The 18049-nt window shown below is 70.5% G+C and carries 12 protein-coding genes; 8 read left to right on the top strand and 4 right to left on the bottom strand.

Annotation, left to right across the window (positions count from 1 at the left end):
• Positions 1 to 108 precede the first annotated feature (108 nt).
• Genes AC0IYU_RS20550 through AC0IYU_RS20530 form a run of 5 tightly spaced genes read left to right on the top strand, consistent with a single transcriptional unit; the run spans position 109 to position 6168 of the window.
• Complete coding sequence (locus AC0IYU_RS20550) at positions 109 to 2205, top strand: ATP-dependent helicase (protein ID WP_435437857.1); 2097 nt, start codon at positions 109 to 111, stop codon at positions 2203 to 2205.
• Positions 2202 to 2699 carry a hypothetical protein gene (locus AC0IYU_RS20545; RefSeq protein WP_472120531.1) on the top strand — a complete coding sequence of 166 codons (498 nt, stop codon included), beginning with the start codon at positions 2202 to 2204 and terminating at the stop codon, positions 2697 to 2699. The genes AC0IYU_RS20550 and AC0IYU_RS20545 overlap by 4 nt, the downstream gene beginning before the upstream one ends.
• Complete coding sequence (locus AC0IYU_RS20540) at positions 2696 to 3868, top strand: phospholipase A (protein ID WP_472120529.1); 1173 nt, start codon at positions 2696 to 2698, stop codon at positions 3866 to 3868. The genes AC0IYU_RS20545 and AC0IYU_RS20540 overlap by 4 nt, the downstream gene beginning before the upstream one ends.
• A 25-nt stretch (positions 3869 to 3893) precedes the next feature.
• Positions 3894 to 4748 (top strand): ammonia-dependent NAD(+) synthetase, encoded by an 855-nt coding sequence (gene nadE, locus AC0IYU_RS20535; protein ID WP_472120527.1) that lies wholly within the window; start codon positions 3894 to 3896, stop codon positions 4746 to 4748.
• A 4-nt stretch (positions 4749 to 4752) separates the two neighbouring features.
• Entirely contained in the window at positions 4753 to 6168 is a 1416-nt protein-coding gene (locus AC0IYU_RS20530; protein WP_472120525.1) for a coniferyl aldehyde dehydrogenase, read from the top strand.
• A gap of 32 nt (positions 6169 to 6200) precedes the next feature.
• Here the strand turns inward: AC0IYU_RS20530 and AC0IYU_RS20525 are convergent, their stop codons facing one another.
• The 3 genes from AC0IYU_RS20525 to AC0IYU_RS20515 all read right to left on the bottom strand — a co-directional run bounded on the left by AC0IYU_RS20525 (position 6201) and on the right by AC0IYU_RS20515 (position 10884).
• Positions 6201 to 7565 (bottom strand): sigma-54-dependent transcriptional regulator, encoded by a 1365-nt coding sequence (locus AC0IYU_RS20525; RefSeq protein ID WP_472120523.1) that lies wholly within the window; start codon positions 7563 to 7565, stop codon positions 6201 to 6203.
• Positions 7562 to 9427, bottom strand: a complete 1866-nt coding sequence (locus AC0IYU_RS20520) for a sensor histidine kinase (RefSeq protein ID WP_472120521.1) — start codon at positions 9425 to 9427, stop codon at positions 7562 to 7564. The genes AC0IYU_RS20525 and AC0IYU_RS20520 overlap by 4 nt, the downstream gene beginning before the upstream one ends.
• A gap of 86 nt (positions 9428 to 9513) precedes the next feature.
• The gene (locus AC0IYU_RS20515; protein WP_472120520.1) at positions 9514 to 10884 is read right to left on the bottom strand and encodes a dicarboxylate/amino acid:cation symporter; all 1371 of its coding nucleotides are present in this window, start codon (positions 10882 to 10884) and stop codon (positions 9514 to 9516) included.
• Between the two features lie 250 nt (positions 10885 to 11134).
• On the opposite strand from AC0IYU_RS20515, the gene AC0IYU_RS20510 reads away from it, so the two are divergent.
• The 3 genes from AC0IYU_RS20510 to AC0IYU_RS20500 all read left to right on the top strand — a co-directional run bounded on the left by AC0IYU_RS20510 (position 11135) and on the right by AC0IYU_RS20500 (position 13751).
• Positions 11135 to 12559 (top strand): MFS transporter, encoded by a 1425-nt coding sequence (locus AC0IYU_RS20510; RefSeq protein ID WP_472120518.1) that lies wholly within the window; start codon positions 11135 to 11137, stop codon positions 12557 to 12559.
• A gap of 188 nt (positions 12560 to 12747) precedes the next feature.
• On the top strand, positions 12748 to 12996 hold the full coding sequence (locus tag AC0IYU_RS20505) for a hypothetical protein (protein WP_472120516.1): 249 nt from the start codon (positions 12748 to 12750) through the stop codon (positions 12994 to 12996).
• A gap of 62 nt (positions 12997 to 13058) precedes the next feature.
• Positions 13059 to 13751 (top strand): aspartate/glutamate racemase family protein, encoded by a 693-nt coding sequence (locus tag AC0IYU_RS20500; RefSeq protein ID WP_435486434.1) that lies wholly within the window; start codon positions 13059 to 13061, stop codon positions 13749 to 13751.
• A 36-nt stretch (positions 13752 to 13787) separates the two neighbouring features.
• Here AC0IYU_RS20500 and AC0IYU_RS20495 read toward each other — a convergent pair whose 3' ends face one another.
• Entirely contained in the window at positions 13788 to 18020 is a 4233-nt protein-coding gene (locus AC0IYU_RS20495; RefSeq protein ID WP_472120515.1) for an OmpA family protein, read from the bottom strand.
• Positions 18021 to 18049: the final 29 nt, after the last annotated feature.

Below are 18049 nucleotides of genomic sequence, written 5' to 3'. Positions count from 1 at the left end.
CCTACAACCCCGCGCGGGGTCCGCCCCGTATCATTGCCCGCTTTTCTCGGCTTTCACGCTTTTTCGCCCGCGGCTGCGCAGGGCGACTTCCGGTTCTCTCCCATCCCCATGTCTCACGGTCTCAATCTCGCGCAGCAGGAAGCTGTCAACTACATGCACGGTCCCTGCCTGGTGCTTGCAGGCGCAGGCTCGGGCAAGACGCGGGTGATCACGCACAAGATCGGCCGCCTCATCCAGGCCGGCCTCGAGCCCAAGCGCATCGCGGCCATCACCTTCACCAACAAGGCCGCCGCGGAAATGCGCGAGCGTGCCAAGGACCTGATCGGCAAGGACGCGCGCAAGGTGGTGGTGTGCACCTTCCACGCGCTGGGCGTGCGCATGATGCGCGAGGACGGCGCCGTGCTCGGGCTGAAGCCCGCGTTCAGCATCCTGGACAGCGACGACGTCACCAAGATCCTGAAGGACGCCGGCGGCAGCACCGACGCGGCCACCGCCCGCATCTGGCAGTGGACCATCAGCAAGTGGAAGAACATGGGCCTGAACGCCGCCCAGGCCGAGGCCGCCGCGGTGGACGACAACGAGCGCATCACCGCCAAGATCATGGGCCGCTACGAAGAGCGCCTGCAGGCCTACCAGAGCGTGGACTTCGACGACCTGATCGGCATGCCGCTGAAGCTGCTGCACGAGTTTCCGGAGGTGCGCGCCAAGTGGCAGGCCGCGCTGGGCCACATCCTGGTGGACGAATACCAGGACACCAATGCCACCCAGTACGAGGTGCTCAAGGCCCTGGTCGGCGAGCACGGCCAGTTCACCGCGGTGGGCGACGACGACCAGTCGATCTATGGCTGGCGCGGCGCCACGCTGGACAACCTGCGCAAGCTGCCGATCGACTACCCCAAGCTCAAGGTCATCAAGCTGGAGCAGAACTACCGCTCCACCAGCGCCATCCTGCGCGCGGCCAACAACGTGATCGGGCCCAACCCCAAGCTGTTTCCCAAGACGCTGTTCTCCGAGCTCGGCGAGGGCGAACCGGTGCGCATCGTGGACGCCGACAGCGAGCTGCACGAGGCCGAGCGCGCGGTGGCGCGCATCGTGAGCATCCGCGCGGGCGACTCGCTCACGCAGGGCCAGCAGCACAAGGAGTTCCGCGACTTCGCCATCCTGTACCGCGCCAACCACATGGCGCGCGTGTTCGAGCAGGCGCTGCGCAAGGCGCAGATTCCGTACAAGGTGTCGGGCGGCCAGAGCTTCTTCGACCGCGCCGAGATCAAGGACCTGTGCGGCTGGTTCCGGCTGTGGGTCAACAACGACGACGACCCCGCGTTCCTGCGCGCCATCACCACGCCCAAGCGCGGCATCGGCCACACCACGCTGGCCAGCCTGGGCACCTTCGCGAGCCAGTACAAGCTCAGCCTGTTCGAGGCGCTGTTCAGCCCGTCGCTGCCCAGCGTGATGCCCAAGCGCACGCTCGAGGGCATCCACGAGTTCGGCCGCTACATCAACGACCTGGAGTACCGCGCGCGCCGCACCATGGGCGCGGAAGACTCGCGCACCTTCATGCTCGACTGGCTGAAGGAGATCGACTACGAGAAGCACCTGTACGACGGCGAGGACAGCGAGGCCGCCGCGGCCTCGCGCTGGACCAACGTGCTGGAGTTCGTCGACTGGATGTCCCAGCGCGCCGGCGGCACGCTGGACGACACCTCGGGCGCCGACAGCAACATCGAGGCCGAGCGCAAGAGCCTGCTCGAAGTGGCGCAGACCATCTCGCTGCTGTCGACCATCAGCGAGCGCGAGCAGGACCAGAACGTGGTCACGCTCTCCACGCTGCACGCCTCCAAGGGCCTCGAGTGGCCGCACGTGATGCTGGTCGGCGTGAGCGAGGGCCTGCTGCCCTTCAAGCTGGACGACGACAACGGCCGCCAGCAGGTGATCAGCGACGAGACGCTGCAGCGCCTGCAGGAAGAGCGCCGCCTGATGTACGTGGGCATCACCCGCGCCCAGCGCAGCCTGGCCGTGAGCTGGACCAAGAAGCGCAAGCAGGGCCGCGAGATGGTGCCCTGCGTGCCCAGCCGCTTCATCGCCGAGATGGGCCTGAGCAAGGAGACCATCAAGGAAGACCCGCGCGAAAAGCTCAAGGCGCTGCGCGCCGAGTTCGCGCGCAAGGCGCAGGACAGCGCGGCCAAGGCAGCGGCCACCCCATGACGAAGACCCGTACCCCCCGTTCCCCCTTCACCGCGGCGCTGCTGGCCGCCACCGTGCTCGCAAGCACCGCGCTCGCGGGCTGCGCCATCGGCCGCGGCGACCCCGACTGCCCCACCGACGCGCGCGAGCTGCCGCTGCCATCGCTGTACGGCCGCTGGGAGGCGCGCTTCGACGGCCTGCCCGCCGTGGCCGCCGTGCAGCTGGGCAAGCACCCCGACTACGACGGCGTGCGCGGCACCATCACGCGCAACCCGGACAACCCCGCCAAGGCCACGGTCGCGCAGCTCGCGGGCGACGTGGACGACGAAGGCGCGCTCTCCATCGACGAATCGCAGGACGGCCGCGCCATCAGCGGCGTGTGGTCCGGCAAGCTCCAGGCCCGCTCGTGCGGCCGCGAGTTCAGGGGCACGTGGCGCAACGCCGCCGACGAAAGCATTCACCCGTTCGTGCTCAGCAAGACAGCCGCGCCGGCGGCGGCGCAAGGAAAGCCATGAAGAAACCTCCACCCTCCTTCAAGTTCGCCACGCTCGCCACGCTGGCCGCCTGCCTCGGTGGCGCGACCGCCGTGCATGCGCAGGCCGTCGACAAGCCGGCCAGCCCGCTGGCCGACGCGCAGCTCACCTGGCAGCAATGCAGCGCGCTGGGCGCCAACAACGAGGCACGCCTGGCCTGCTTCGACCGCTGGGCGCAGCAGCAGACGCTGCCCTCGGTGTCGGTGCCCGTGGCGCCGCCGGTGCTCGCCAGCACGCAGGCGCCACCGGTGGACGCCACCATCCCGGCCACGCGCGTGGTCTCGGTGGCCACCACCGAAGGCTGCCGCGACCGCCAGTACTCGACGCTGTCGCGCTTCTGGGAACTGGAGAACGCCACCGACTGCGGCACCTTCGGCTTTCGCGGCTACCGCCCGCTGAACGTGTCGGTCTCGGCCGCCACCAAGAAGCCCGAGACGCCCACCTCGCCCTCGGCAGACCACACCGGCACGCCGATCGCCTACCAGGCCAACGAAATGCGCATCGGCCTGTCGGTGCGCACCAAGCTCGCGCAGGGCATGCTCACGCAGGACGACCCGACGAAGAAAGACTCGCTGTGGTTCGCCTATACGCAGCAGTCGACCTGGCAGCTGTTCAACGGCGATATCTCGCGGCCGTTTCGCACCACCGACCACGAGCCCGAGCTGATGTACGTCTACCCGACCGACTTCAAGCTGCCCGGCGGCTGGCGCTGGCGCTATGCGGGCCTGGGGCTGGTGCATCAGTCGAACGGCCAGACGCTGCCGCTGTCGCGCAGCTGGAACCGCGTGTACCTGATGGGCGGCGCCGAGCTGGACGACCGCTTCACCATCACCGGGCGCATCTGGAAGCGCATTGCCGAAAGCGCCGCCAAGGACGACAACCCCGACATCGCCGACTACATCGGCCGCGCCGAAGTCACCGGCCGCTGGAACTTCAACCGCGACAACCAGTTCGGCATCACGGTGCGCAACAACCTGCGCGACAGCGGACGCGGCTCGATCCGCCTCGAATGGCTCAAGGCCATCGGCGACCCGACCAAGAGCAACCTGCGCTTTCACACGCAGCTGTTCTCGGGCTACGGCGACACGCTGGTGGACTACAACCGCAAGCGCACCGTGCTCAGCATCGGCCTCAGCCTGGTGGATTTCTGACCTTCCCCCACTCCCGACAAAACCCATGAGCGCAGACCTTTCTCCCGTCGACGCCACGCAGCGCGAGATCATCGCGGCGCTGCATGTCGCACCCGTGTTCGATGCCGCCCGCGAACTGGCGCGCCGCGTCGACTTTCTCGCGAGCTACCTGAAGCAGACCGGCCTGAAGACGCTGGTGCTGGGCATCAGCGGCGGCGTCGATTCGCTGACCGCCGGCTGCCTGGCGCAGCGCGCCGTGGAGAAGCTGCGCGCCGAAGGCCGCGACGCCACCTTCATCGCCATGCGCCTGCCGTACGGCGTGCAGAAGGACGAGGCCGAGGCGCAGGCCTCGCTCGCCGTCATCCGGCCCGACCGCACCATCACGGTGGACATCCGCCCCGCGGCCGACGGCATGCTGGCCGCGCTGAAGGCCGGCGACCTGAAGTTCCGCGACGCGGCACACGAAGACTTCGTGCTCGGCAACATCAAGGCGCGCGAGCGCATGGTGGCGCAGTTCGCGGTGGCCGGCGCGCACGACGGCATCGTCATCGGCACCGACCATGCGGCCGAGGCGCTGATGGGCTTCTTCACCAAGTTCGGCGACGGCGCGGCCGACATCACGCCGCTCACCGGCCTGAACAAGCGCCGCGTGCGCGCGGTGGCGCAGCTGCTGGGCGCGCCCGACGCGCTGGTCTACAAGGTGCCCACGGCCGACCTCGAGTCGCTGGTGCCGGGCAAGCCCGACGAAGACGCCTTCGGCGTCACCTACGAGCAGATCGACGACTTCCTCGAGGGCAAGCCGGTGTCGGCCAAGGCGCGCGAGATCATCGTCTCGACGCACCGCAAGAGCGCCCACAAGCGCGCGTTGCCGGTCGAGCCCGCACCCTCCACCGAAAGCTGACGCCATGGCGCCCGAAGCCCTGACGCAGCAAGACATGCGGCAGCGCTTCGACGCCCTGCGCGCCGCGAGCCTGCGCGCACAGACCCCGCCCTGGCGCGAGCGCGCCGACCGGCTGAAGCGCCTGCGCGCGCTGGTCGTCGACCACCGCGCCGCCATCGCCGCGGCCATCAGCGCCGACTTCCACCACCGCGCCGCGCAGGAGACCGAACTGGCCGAGGTGTTTCCCAGCGTCGAGGGCATCGACCACGCGCTGCGCCACGGCCAGCGATGGATGCGCGTGAAGCGCCGCGCCACCGGCCTGTGGTTCAAGCCCGCCTCGTCGCGCGTCATGCCGCAGCCGCTGGGCGTGGTCGGCATCGTGGTGCCGTGGAACTACCCGCTGTACCTGGCGGTGGGCCCGATGACCGCGGCGCTGGCCGCGGGCAACCGCGTGATGGTGAAGCAGTCGGAGTTCACGCCGCGCTTCGCCGAGCTGTTCGCCGCGCTGGTGCGCAAGGCCTTCGCCGAAGAAGAGATGGCCATCGTCAACGGCGACGCCGAAGCGGCGCGCGCGTTCTCCGCCCTGCCCTTCGACCACCTGCTGTTCACCGGCTCCACCGCCGTGGGCCACCAGGTGATGCGCGCCGCGAGCGAGAACCTCACGCCGGTGACGCTGGAGCTCGGCGGCAAGTCGCCCGCGATCATCGGGCCCGGCGCGAACTTCGAGAAGGCCGTGGAGCGCATCCTCGTGGGCAAGACGCTGAACGCGGGCCAGACCTGCATCGCGCCCGACTACGTGCTGCTGCCCGAAGGCAGGCAGCAGCACTTCATCGATGCGGCGCGGCGCGTGTTCTCGCAGATGTACCCGCGCCTGGAAAGCAGCACCGACTACACCAGCATCGTGAGCCCGCGCCACTTCGCGCGGCTGCAGGATCTGTCGGCCGCGGCGCAGCAGCAAGGCGCCACCGCGGTGCCCCTGTGCGGCACGCCACCCGACGAGGCGACGCGCCGCTTTCCGCCCGTGCTGCTGACCGGCGTGCACGACGGCATGCGCGTGATGCGCGAGGAAATCTTCGGCCCGCTGCTGCCGGTGATGGCGTACCGCGCCATCGACGAAGCCATTGCCTACGTCAACGCGCACCCGCGCCCGCTGGCGCTCTACCTGTTCGAGAAAGACCGCGCCACCATCGAGCGCGTGATGCACGAGACGGTGGCCGGCGGCGTGTCGATCAACGAAACGCTGATGCACGTCGCGCAGGACGACCTGCCCTTCGGCGGCGTCGGCGCGAGCGGCATGGGGGCGTACCACGGCGAGCACGGCTTCCAGACCTTCTCGAAGATGAAGCCGATCTTTCACCAGTCGGCGTTCAACGGCGTGGGCCTGTTCAGGCCGCCCTACGGCAAGACCTTCGCGCGGATGATGAAGCTGCTGCTGCGCTGACCGCGCGCCGCCGGGGGCCTGCCGGCCCCCGGCTACTTGAACTCGTCCACCGCCACGCCCAGCTTGCGCAGCTTGTCGTGCAGCGTCTGGCGCGCGATGCCCAGCGCGGTGGCCGTGGCCGGCTGGTCGCCGCGCTGGCGGCGCAGCTCTTCGACGATGACCGCGCGCTCGAACGACTCCACCTGCTGCGGCAGCCCGCGCGGCAAGGCCGGCACCCCGTCTGCACTGCCGCCGCGCGCCTGCGTGAGCCGCTCGCCGAGCAGGCCCAGCACGAAGCGGTCGGCCACGTTGCGCAGCTCGCGCACGTTGCCGGGCCAGGCGTAGGCCATCAGGTCGGCCAGCTGCGCATGGCTCGGCAGCGGCGCGGCGCGCTCGTAGCGGCTCGCGGCCTGCAGGGTGAAGTGCTCGAACAGCAGTGGAATGTCTTCGCGCCGCTCGCGCAGCGGCGGCAGCTCGATGAAGGCCACGCCCAGGCGGTAGTACAGGTCGGCCCTGAACTTCTTCTGGTCGCTCATTTCCTTCAGGTCGTCCTTGCTCGCGGCCACCACGCGGCAGTCGAAGGGAATGGTCTTGTTGGAGCCGATGCGCTCGATGCTGCGCTCCTGCAGCGCGCGCAGCAGCTTGATCTGCACGGCCATGGGCATGCTCTCGATCTCGTCGAGAAACAGCGTGCCGCCGCTGGCGTACTCGAACTTGCCCACGCGCACCCGGTTGGCGCCGGTGAACGCGCCGGCCTCGTGGCCGAACAGTTCGCTCTCGGCCAGCGCCTCGGGCAGCCCGCCGCAGTTGAGCGGCACGAAATGCTGGCGGCGGCGCGCGCTGTGGTCGTGCAGGCAGCGCGCCACCAGCTCCTTGCCGGTGCCGGTCTCGCCGTAGACCAGCACGTCGGCCGAGGTCTCGGCCAGCGTCTTCACGGTCTGGCGCACCTGCTGCATCTGCGCCGAGCGGCCGATCAGCACCGACTGGATGCCCTGCCAGTTCTCCAGCGCCTCGCGCAGCGCGCGCACCTGCAGCGTGAGCTGGCGCCGCTCGATGGCGTGGCGCACGATGGCCACCAGCCGTTCGGAGCTGAAGGGCTTCTCGATGAAGTCGTAGGCGCCCTCGCGCATGGCCTGCACGGCCATGGCGATGTGGCCGTGGCCGGTGACCAGGATCACCGGCAGCTCGGCGTCGGTCTGGCGCAGCTCGGGCAGCCACTCGGTGCCGCTCATGCCCGGCAGGCGCACGTCGCTGATGACGATGGCGGGCACGCCGAGATCGATGTGCGCACGCGCGCGCTCGACGCTGGGAAACGCGTCGACCTCGAAACCGGCCAGGGTCAGCACCTGGGTCGTGCTGACGCGGACGTCTTCGTCGTCCTCGACCAGCAGCACCCGGATGGCAGGGGCTTCGCTCACGGGGGGTCACTCCTGTTGTGCAAGGGGGAAGGGAAAGAAGGGGAAGAAAGGAGAGAAAGGGGGTCCGCGGCCATCGCCGCGGGCAGGTCGACCACGAAGCACGCACCGCCGCCCGCGAGGTTGGCCGCGCGCAGCGTGCCGTCCATCGCCCGCACCAATTGTGCCGAGATGACGAGCCCCAGGCCCAGGCCCGACCCTGCCGGCTTGCGGGTCACGAAAGGCTCGAACAGGCGCGGCAGCACGTCGGGGTGGATGCCGGGGCCGGTGTCGCTCACGCTCAGCACCGCGCGGCCGTCCTTCGCGCGCGCCTCCAGGCGCAGCGTGCGCACGGGCGCGTCCTGCATGGCGTCGATGGCGTTGCGCATCAGGTTGGCGAGCACGCTGCCCAGCGCGGCCTCCTCGGCCATGACGCTCAGCGCGGCGGGCTGCACGTCGACCTCGACCGTCACGCGCTGCTTCTTCGAGGCCTCGGCCACGATCACCTGCGCGTCGGCAATGGCCTGCGACAGCCGCAGCGGCGCCAGCGGCAGCTCGCTCTTGTGGGCGAAGGTCTTCAGTTGCGTGGTCAGGCGCGCCAGCCGGTCGACCATGTGGCGGATGCGCTCCAGGTTGCCGCGCACGTCGTCCAGGCGGTTCCTGTCGAGCAGGATGCCGGCGCTCTCCGACAGCGTGCGCATGGCCGTGAGCGGCTGGTTGAGCTCGTGCACCACGCCGGCCGACATCTGGCCCAGCGCGGCCATCTTGCCGGCGTGCACCAGCTCGCCCTGCGCGGCGCGCAGCTGCGCGGTGCGCGCCACCACGGTCGACTCGAGCGTGTCGTGCGCCGCCTGCAGCGCGGCCTGGCTGGCCAGCTTCTGTCGCACCGCGCGGCGGCGCAGCCACAGCGCCACGGCCACCAGCACCAGCACCGCCATCGCCAGGCTGGCCGTGGTGGCCGCGTTGCGCGCCGCCACGCGCACCGGCGCCAGCTCGTCGAGCACCACCAGTTGCCAGGGCGCGCCGCGCAGGGTGCGTGCGGTGGCGAGCTGGTCGCGGCCGTCCAGCGAGATCACCTGCACGTCGCGGTCCAGCGCCTCCTTGGGCGTCCACCGCAGCGGCAGCAGGCCGGCCTCGCCGTAGGGGCGCGAGCGCAGCACCTCGGCGCGCTGCAACGCATCGAGCGGCAGCAGCGGCCTGAACTTCAGGTCCTCGCGGGTGGCCAGGATCACCACGCCGCGCTGGTCGATCAGCGCCACGTCGCCGGGCAGCTTGCGCCAGGCGAGCTCGGCCTCTTCGAGGTTGACCTTCACCGCCACCACGCCGCGCTGCGGCTGCCCGCGCCGCAGCGCATACGACAGGTAGTAGCCCGGCCGCTTGCTGGTGATGCCCACGCCGTAGAAGCGGCCCCGGCCCTGGCCCAGCGCGTCGATCACGTAGGGGCGGAACGACAGGTCCTGGCCCAGCGTGGTGCCGGGCTTGTCCCAGTCGGAGGCGGCCAGCGAGGTGCCGGCGGCGTCCAGCACGTAGAGCATCTCGGCGCCGGCCGCGGCGTTGACGCCGTTCAGGTAGCGGTTGACGGCGTCGCGCAGCTGCGTGTCGGCGGGCGCGCCAAGCAGCGCCGGCACGATGGGCGTCATCTCCAGCAGCGCGGGCAGGTAGTCGAAGCGGGCCAGGTCGGCGTCCAGGCCGGTCGCGAGCATGTCCAGGCGATGGTCGGCCGCCTCGCGCAGGCGTGCCAGGCCGGCCTGCATGGCGAACTGGTGGCCGGCGAAAGCAGCCACCGCCACCAGGGCCAGCGCGCCGCACCAGCGCGGCAATGCGCGCCAGCGCCGCGCACTGTCGGCGGGCGGATCGGCGCGGCGAACGGACTCCCTAGAAATCATGGGAGCGTTATTGCACAGGGGCGCAGCGCCCGCATCGGTGGCAGCCCGATGACCCCTGGCCGGCCGGCCGGGGGTGGGTTCGGGGCTCAGGCCCGGCGCGGCGTCCCGGTGGGCATGTGCGTGTCGGTGGCGTCGAGCACGCGCTCGGGCGCGTCGGCCTCCGCCGCGGTTTCCTGGTTCAGGTGTTGGTGCATGCGCACGGTGTCCAGGTCGCCGGTCCACTTGGCCACGACGAGGGTGGCCACGCCGTTGCCGATCAGGTTGGTCAGCGCGCGGGCCTCCGACATGAAGCGGTCGATGCCCAGGATGAGCGCCAGCCCCGCCACCGGCACATGGCCCACCGCCGACAGCGTGGCGGCCAGCACGATGAAGCCGCTGCCCGTGACGCCCGCCGCGCCCTTCGAGGTGAGCAGCAGCACCGCCAGCAGCGTGAGCTGCTGCGTGAGCGTCATGTCGGTGTTGGTCGCCTGCGCGATGAACACCGCCGCCATCGTCAGGTAGATCGAGGTGCCGTCCAGGTTGAACGAGTAGCCCGTGGGCACCACCAGGCCCACCACCGACTTCTTCGCGCCCAGGTTCTCCAGCTTGGCCATCATGCGCGGCAGCACCGACTCGCTGGACGAGGTGCCCAGCACGATGAGCAGCTCTTCCTTGATGTACTTGATGAACTTCCAGATGCTGAAGCCGTGGAACCTGGCAATGAGCCCCAGCACCACGAAGATGAACAGCAGGCACGTCAGGTAGAAGGTGGCCATCAGCTGGCCCAGCTGCAGCAGCGAGCTCACGCCGTACTTGCCGATGGTGAAGGCCATGGCACCGAACGCGCCCACGGGCGCCACCTTCATGATGTAGCCCACGATCACGAAGAGCACGTGCGAGCCCTTCTCGATCACGTCGAACACCAGCGTGCCGCGCCCGCCGAACTTGTGCAGCGCAAAGCCGAACATCACCGCGATCAGCAGCACCTGCAGGATCTCGCCCTTGGCGAAGGCGTCCACCAGCGTGTTGGGAATGATGTTGAGCACGAAGTCGGTGGTGCTCTGCATCTTGCCGGGGCCGGTGTAGGCCGCGATGCCCTTGGTGTCGAGCTGGCTCACGTCCACGTTCATGCCCACGCCGGGCCGCACGATGTTGATGATGACCAGGCCCACCACCAGCGCGATGCTGCTGACCACCTCGAAATACAGCAGCGCCAGGCCGCCGGTCTTGCCGACCTTCTTCATGTCTTCCATGCCGGCGATGCCCACCACCACCGTGCAGAAGATGATGGGCGCGATGATCATCTTGATCAGCTTGATGAAGCCGTCGCCCAGCGGCTTCATCGCCGCGCCGGTGTCGGGCCAGAAATGCCCCAGCAGCACACCCAGCACGATGGCCGTGATGACCTGGAAGTACAGGGACTTGTAGATGGGTTGGGAGGTCGGGGCTTGGGGTGGGTGTTCCACGGGGGTGCTCATTGGTGTGTCTCCAGTCGCAAGGCGGCGCGCCGCATCGGGCGATGCGGTCGGCCGGTTGACTGAGCAATCGATATGCCACGGGCTGCGAGGCGTGCCGCGCGCGCTAAGTGGTTGATTTCATGGACCTTCGCAGCGGGGCGTGCGGCACGGCGCGCCGACGATCCGGATGGCGCCGACCCCGCCCGTCCGATCCACCGGACCGATACCCGAGGGGAAACCCTAGCTAAGACAGCGGTGTCAGACTTCGCGCATGACCGACACCGCAGCACCGGCCCCGGCACAGGCGAGCGACACCGCCTCCAGGCGCATTGCCCTCACCGTGGCCGCCGCCTTCTTCATGGAAACGCTGGACGCCACCGTCATCGTCACGGCGCTGCCGGCCATCGGCGCGGGCTTCGGCATCGGCGCGCTGGACGCGAGCCTGGGCGTGACCATCTACCTGATCGCCATGGCGGCGCTGGTGCCCGCGGCGGGCTGGTGCGCCGGGCGCTTCGGCGCGCGGCGGGTGTTCGCGCTGGCGGTCGGCACCTTCACCGTGGCCTCGCTCCTGTGCGGGCTCGCGCCGACCTTCGGGATGTTCGTGGCGGCCCGTGTGCTGCAGGGCGCGGCGGCAGCCTTCATGTCCCCGGTGGGGCGGCTGGTGGTGCTGCGCGAGACGCCCCGGCACCGGCTGATCGAGGCCATCGGCACCATCACCTGGCCCGGCCTCATTGCGCCGGTGCTCGGGCCGCCGCTGGGCGGGCTCATCGCCACGCATGCGTCGTGGCGCTGGATCTTCCTGCTGAACGTGCCGCTGGGGCTGGTGGGGCTGCTGCTGATCCTGCGGCTGTTTCCGCGCCGCACCGACGTGGCACCCACGCGCTTCGACGCGCCCGGCTTCGTGCTGACGGCCGTGGCGCTGGCCGCGCTGGTCGAAGGCCTCACGCGCCTGGGCGGACCGCATCCGGGCTCGGCCACCACGCTGGGCCTGCTGGCCGTGGGCGCCATCGCCGCCGCCGCCGCGGTGCGCCATGCGCGGCGGGCCGCCGCGCCCATGCTCGACCTGCGCGCGCTGGCCGTGCCGACCTATGCCATCGCCACCGCCACGGCGGGCTTCGTCTCCCGCGTGGCCATCAACGCCTCGCCCTTCCTGCTGCCGCTGATGTTCCAGATCGGCTTCGGCATGACGGCGTTCCAGGCGGGCTCGATGCTGCTGGTGTACATGGGCGGCAACCTCGTGATGAAGAGCGCCACCACCGCGGTGCTGCGCCGCTTCGGCTTTCGCAAGGTGCTGACGGTGAACGGCGCCATCTGCGCCGCCACGCTGTTCGCCTGCGGCTTCCTCGCGCCCGGCGACCCGCTGCCGTGGGTGTGCGTGCTGCTGTTCGTGGCCGGCATGGCGCGCTCGATGAACTACACCGCCATCAACACGCTGGCCTTCGCCGACGTGCCCGACACCGCGCGCGCCGGTGCCAGCACGCTGGGCACGATGCTGCAGCAGGTGTCGCTCGCGCTGGGCGTGGCGCTGGGCGCGATGGTGCTCGGCGCGTCGAAGGCGCTGCGCGACGCGCCGGCGGTGGAGCTGTTGGACTTTCACCACGCCTGGTACGTGGTGGCCGCGCTGATGGCCGCCGCGACGCTGATGTCGCTGCGGCTGGACCGCGAGGCGGGCATGGCGGTGTCCAGCAAGCGCTAGCCGGTGCAGGCCGAAGCGAAAATCCGCGCCATGGACACCGCCATTTTTTCCACGCCGAAGATCGTCCAGCTGCGCGATAAGCAGGGCACGGATAGAAACTCCATCTTGCCCGCGTGAATCTATCTGACGCGGTGGGTCCTGCAAGGTCTATGCTGGCCGTTTCCGCCACCGCATCGCAAAGGCCCTCCTTGGACACAGATCTCGCCGCGGAATGCAACCCGCGGCTGCCGGTCGGATGGACCTTCGAACTGCACATGAGCCGGAGCGCCGAAGACGACTTCAGCGGCGTGGGCGTGCTGCTGCGCCACGGCTTGCCCATGTGCCACCTGACCCTGCCCGGCCTTGGCGGCGACCGTGCGCAAGCGCTGGGATCGGTCAAGCGGCGCGTGGAAGAATGGCTCGCCGAATGGCAGTCGCGCGCCCAGTCGCCGGCATAGCCGTTTCAGCCGGCGCCGGAGAACCGGCCCCCGCTCTTTCCTGACGTTCCGGAGAAATTGTCATGTCCTTGCACATTGGCGTGGTCGGCTGCTCGGCCGAAGGCGCCGCGCTCTGCTACCGCACGCTGTGCGTGGAAGGTGCCTCGTACCTGGGCACGCCCCACGCGCACCCCGAGGTGTCGATGCACACCCATTCGCTGGCCGCCTATGTCGAGTGCCTCGAGCGCAACGACGTGGAAGGCGTGGCGCAGCTGATGCTGTCGTCGGCAGGCAAGCTGGCCGCGGCCGGCGCGGATTTTCTGGTCTGCCCCGACAACACCATCCACCAGGCGATGCACCTGGTGCGGCCGCGCTCGCCGCTGCCGTGGCTGCACATCGCCGAGGTGGTGGCGGCCGAAGCGGCGTCGCGCGGGTTCCGCCGGGTGGGCGTGCTGGGCACGCGCTGGCTGGTCGACAGCGAGGTCTATCCGCAGGCGCTCGCCGCGGCAGGCCTGCAGGCCGTGAAGCCCGATGCGCAGGAGCGCGCCGAGCTGGGCCGCATCATCATGGACGAGCTGGTGCGCGGCGTGCTGCGCCCCGAATCCACCGCGGTGCTGCAACGCATGATCGACGGCCTGAAGGCGCGCGGCTGCGACGCCGTGGCGCTGGGCTGCACCGAGCTGCCGCTGGTGCTGAACGACGGCAACTCGGCGCTGCCCACGCTGGATTCCACGCGCCTGCTGGCGCGCGCGGCGCTGCGGCACGCCACGGCCTGAGCGCGGCGGCACCGCCGTTCGCCGAGGCGCCGCCCGTCAGAACTTGCCGAGCACGTTCAGGAACCAGCCCTTGCTGCGGTAGCTCATGTCGGTGAGGTTGTCGGAGTAGTCGGTGAAGTTGTAGCCCACGCCCACCTTCAGGTTCTCGTTGACGTGGTAGTACGCGGCGGTGACCCAGCCGCTCTTGCGGTCCTGGAGTTCGCGCGCGCGCAGCGTGCGCCACTCGACCATCCAGTCCCAGTTGCGCACCAGCTTCCAGTCCACGCGCAGCACCGCGAGTTCGGCCGAGCTCTTGAACCACGGCGCGCTGCTGTCGCGGCTGGCGCGCAGCTCGCCGCGGCGCCAGGCGTACTTGCCGCCCAGCGTCCAGCGCTCGTTCAGGTCCCAGGTGGCGTCGATGGCGAACACGTGGCTGCGCTGCTGGTAGTCGATGCCGGTGGTCGACACGGTGCCCAGGCTCGAATCGACCCCGCCCGACACCACCTGGCCCGGTGACGACAGGTCGTACAGGTAGGTGTACTTGAACAGCAGGTTCAGCCGGTCGTTGAAGGCCGGGCGCAGCGCGTAGCCGAGCATGGCTTCGGTGTACTTGGCCGCGGCCAGCGTGCCTGTGGTGCTGTCGCTGTCGGCCCAGTTGAACTTGCCGACCCAGCGCGCGTCGTCGTCCACCTTCCAGCTCAGCGAATTCTTCACCAGCCAGCTGGTGCGCGTCTCGGCCGCGGTGCGGTCCTTGCGGTATTCCAGGCCGCCGCTGTACTTGAGCCGTTCGCTCGAATAGCCGGTGGTGAAGGCCACGGCCTCGCGGCGCGTGGCGCCCAGCGTCTCGGCGCCGACCCAGCCGTTCTCGAAGTTGACGCCGAAGGTCCAGCGCGTGTCGGGCGCGTACTGCACGCCGTAGGCATGCGTGAGGCCCGGCTGCGCGCCGGTGGCCTGGCGGTGCTCGGTGAACATCGTGAGCCCGTCTCCCACGCGCGAGCGCACGCCGGTCACCAGGCTGCCGCCGCGGCCGATGAGGTTCTCGTCGGTGCGGCCGGTGTCGGCCGCATAGGTCATGTACAGGTTGGAGCGGTCGTCGTACTGGTAGTCGACGCCGGCCTTGCCGGCCAGCCCGCCGTCGCCGGTGGAGACTTCGCCGCGCAGCGCGAGCTTGTCGCTCACGCGGTAACGCCCGCCCAGGCCCAGCCGGTCGTTCTCCAGCCGCGTGCCGGTGCGCCGCAGCGTCTTCTGCGCGAAGCCGTAGGCGCTCCAGGTGTCGCTGCCGGTGTACTCCAGCTGCACCACGGCGTCGGCGCGCTCGCCCGACACGGCCTGCGTGGTGGGCAGCGACGGGCTGGTGATGAGCGCGTCGCCGGTCTTGTCGTCGTAGCGCATGCCCAGGCCGAGCTTCCACGCGGGCGACAGGGCCAGGGCGTACTGCGCGTCGAGCACGCTGGCGTTGTAGCCGTCGCGCTCGTCGCGGCGGTCGGCCTTCAGGCGCAGCTCGCCGTTCTCGCCCTTCTCGCCGAAGGGCACGGTGGCCTGCACGCCGACCTGGCGCGTGGCGTTGCTCGCGTACTGCCCCGGCGCGGAGAAGCCGGCGTCGCGCGACTGCGCATAGGCGCTCACGCGCCCGCCGCCGCGGATGTCGTAGTCGCCCAGGTCGGCCTGGCCTTCCAGGCGCCAGGCGCTGGCGTTGCCGGTGGGGCCGTTGCCCAGGCGGTTGCCCAGCGAGCCGTTGCGCCCGGTGAAGCTGAAGCCGCCGTCCAGCGAGTCGAGCTGGCCGGTGCCCGGGCCCTTGCTGCGCGCGAACTCGCCCTTGACGTAGGTGTTCTCGGTCTTGCGCAGCGTGAGGTCGGCGCCGGCCAGGCGCTGGTCGCCACCGATCTGGTCCTGGCGCGACGCGGTCACGCCCACGCCCACGTGGTCGTTGGCCCACCACGACACGCGTCCGCCCACGGCGAGCGTGTCGAGCGAAGTCGCCAGCGGCGTGTATTCGTAGTCCACCACCAGGTAGGCCGGCATGCCGGTCAAGCCGCCGGCACGCACCAGCGCACCGTCGTCCGACAGGCTGGGCAGCGGCGCGGACAGCAGCACGCGGCCCTGCAGGTAGTCGATCTCGTAGTCGGAGCTGGGCACGAGCTGCGTGCGCTTGAGCACGAAGCCCGAGTCGCGGTCGCGGATTTCCAGCGTCACGCGCTCGGCGCCGCGCGTGATGTCCTGGTTGTGCAGGTAGTACAGCGAGCCGCCGGTGCCGCGGAATTCCTCGCGCGCGGCCAGCGTGCCGGGCTCGGCCGCGAAGGCGTCGACCTTCAGGCGCGCCTCGCCGAACGAGGTCGACTCCTCGCCCAGGTAGCGGCCATGAAAGCCGTAGAGCCCGCGGCTCACGCGGGTGAGTTCGGTGTCGCCGAAGTTGAGCTTGAAGTTGCCCCACATGGCCTGCGAGCGGCCGTCGTCCACGCGCAGGTAGAAGCGGCCCTGCGTGGGCGCGTCCTCGATGGTGGTGGAGTCGTCGCCGAAGGTGCTCCACGAGTCCTCGGGGTCGAAGCGGCGGAACAGCGAGGTCGGGTCCTTGCGCTCGAGGTTGCGAAACAGCTCCTTCAGCGGGCGCTCTTCGGTGTCGACGCTTGCCGTGAGCGTCCAGCGGTCGTTCAGCTGGCCCTTGGCATAGCCGGCGATGCGGCCTTCGCTCCAGCCGCCACCGCCGTAGCGGTTCTTGTCGTTGGTCATGATCGCGGCCGGCCCGCTCACGCTGTTGCTGCCCACGGTGAGGTCGGCCTGGCCCACGAAGAACCAGTCGCTGGCGGGCAGGTCGAAGTCGCGGCGGTAGGCGCGCGTGGCGCCCTGCGCGTCGGTGACGGCAATTTCGCCGGTCTGCACGCGGCGCGGCACCAGCTGCTGGAACACGAAGCGCCCGTTCTCGTCCACCGGCACCGCGAAGCCGAGCGCGCGCACGCTCTCGCCCGGGCGAATGGCCGCACCGCTGGCGGTGACGGTGCCGGCGGTGAGCGGAATGTTGGCAATGGCGATGTTGTTGTTGCCGTAGCCGCGCAGCAGTTCGCGCGCGGGGTCCGGCGGCAGGCCGGTCTCGGGCCGGTGGCGCTGGGCCAGCGTGAGCGAGAGGTCGTCGGTTTCGTCGAAGCGGCCCTGGCGGTCGTACACGCGCACGCGGTAGTACAGCTTGCCGCTCGCTCCCTCGGCAAGGCGGTTCAGCAGCCCTTCGGGCACCTGCCATTCGCCGCGCAATGCGGCGTCCAGCGGCACGGTCGCGACCAGGCGGCGCTGCATCGCCTCGTTGGCGGTGAACACGCGCAGCTCGGCCTTCGCGGTGAACAGCAGGTAGTTGCTGTAGCCGGCGAAGCGCACGGTGTCGCCGGCCACCACGGTGGTGGGCCAGGCGCTGGCGCTCAGGCGGCGCGGCTGCGAGAGGTTGTCGTACTGCAGGCGCAGCTGGTTGCGCTCGAGCTGCACGTCGACGCAGCGCTGGCGGTCGGCGCTGGTGGCGCCGTCGCCGGCCGCGGCCTTGCCGTCGGCCGTGAGCAGCTGGCCGTCCACGCTCAGGCGCAGCGGCGCATCGTCGGTGCCGAAGGCGGTGAAGGTGCGGCACACGCCGGGCTCGGCCGCTGCCGGCGCGGGTGCGACAGCGACGGGCGCGTCGCGCCAGTACACGCGCACCTCGACGCGGCGGTTGGCGGCCCAGTTGGCGGGGTCGGTGGCGGGCGTGGCCACGGGCACGTCGGGTCCGCGAGAGCTCGCGGCCGCGGCGTCTTCGGGCAGGCCGAGGCTGCGCGTGAGGTAGCGCGCCACTTGCTGCGCGCGCGCCAGCCCCAGCGCCTGGTTGTCGGCGAAGCGTTCGCGCGACTTCGCGCTCAGCGCCTGCGTGTCGGTGTGCCCGACGATCTCGAAGCGCAGGCCGTCGCGGCCCTTCACCTGCTCGGCGATGCGGTCGAGCTGCACGCGGTCGGCGGGCGCGAGCCCGTCGGCGCCCGATGCGAAATGCGGCACTCCGGTGTGGCTGCGCTCGGCGCCCGGCACGGGCGTCGGCGTCGGGCTGGCGGTGACTGCCGGCGCGCTCGCGTCACCCAGCACGAAGGTGGCCTTGGGCAGCTCGCGCTCGCTGCTGCGCGGCAAGTGGCGCGCGCCGTCGATGTCCACGGCGCGCGGATCGGCCGCGGCCTGGTCGTGCATGCGGCCGCGCACGACCGACTCCTGCGCGGCCGCGAGCCCCATGCCCATGCAGGCGGCGGTGACGGCGCCCGCGAGGGCGATGCGCTTGGGTAGCTTTCTTTTCATGTCGGCTCGCTGGCTCGGGTTCTGTGCGA

It is taken from the genome of Variovorax sp. AC103 (assembly GCF_979254005.1).
This window is presented reverse-complemented; position numbering and strand designations above follow the sequence as displayed.

Bases quoted from the DNA above. Each gene is read 5' to 3' on its own strand.
- AC0IYU_RS20540 (WP_472120529.1), top strand. From the start codon at position 2,696: ATGAAGAAACCTCCACCCTCCTTCAAGTTCGCCACGCTCGCCACGCTG.
- AC0IYU_RS20510 (WP_472120518.1), top strand. From the start codon at position 11,135: ATGACCGACACCGCAGCACCGGCCCCGGCACAGGCGAGCGACACCGCC.
- AC0IYU_RS20550 (WP_435437857.1), top strand. From the start codon at position 109: ATGTCTCACGGTCTCAATCTCGCGCAGCAGGAAGCTGTCAACTACATG.
- AC0IYU_RS20495 (WP_472120515.1), bottom strand. From the start codon at position 18,020: ATGAAAAGAAAGCTACCCAAGCGCATCGCCCTCGCGGGCGCCGTCACC.
- AC0IYU_RS20545 (WP_472120531.1), top strand. From the start codon at position 2,202: ATGACGAAGACCCGTACCCCCCGTTCCCCCTTCACCGCGGCGCTGCTG.
- AC0IYU_RS20530 (WP_472120525.1), top strand. From the start codon at position 4,753: ATGGCGCCCGAAGCCCTGACGCAGCAAGACATGCGGCAGCGCTTCGAC.
- AC0IYU_RS20500 (WP_435486434.1), top strand. From the start codon at position 13,059: ATGTCCTTGCACATTGGCGTGGTCGGCTGCTCGGCCGAAGGCGCCGCG.
- AC0IYU_RS20515 (WP_472120520.1), bottom strand. From the start codon at position 10,884: ATGAGCACCCCCGTGGAACACCCACCCCAAGCCCCGACCTCCCAACCC.
- AC0IYU_RS20520 (WP_472120521.1), bottom strand. From the start codon at position 9,427: ATGATTTCTAGGGAGTCCGTTCGCCGCGCCGATCCGCCCGCCGACAGT.
- nadE (WP_472120527.1), top strand. From the start codon at position 3,894: ATGAGCGCAGACCTTTCTCCCGTCGACGCCACGCAGCGCGAGATCATC.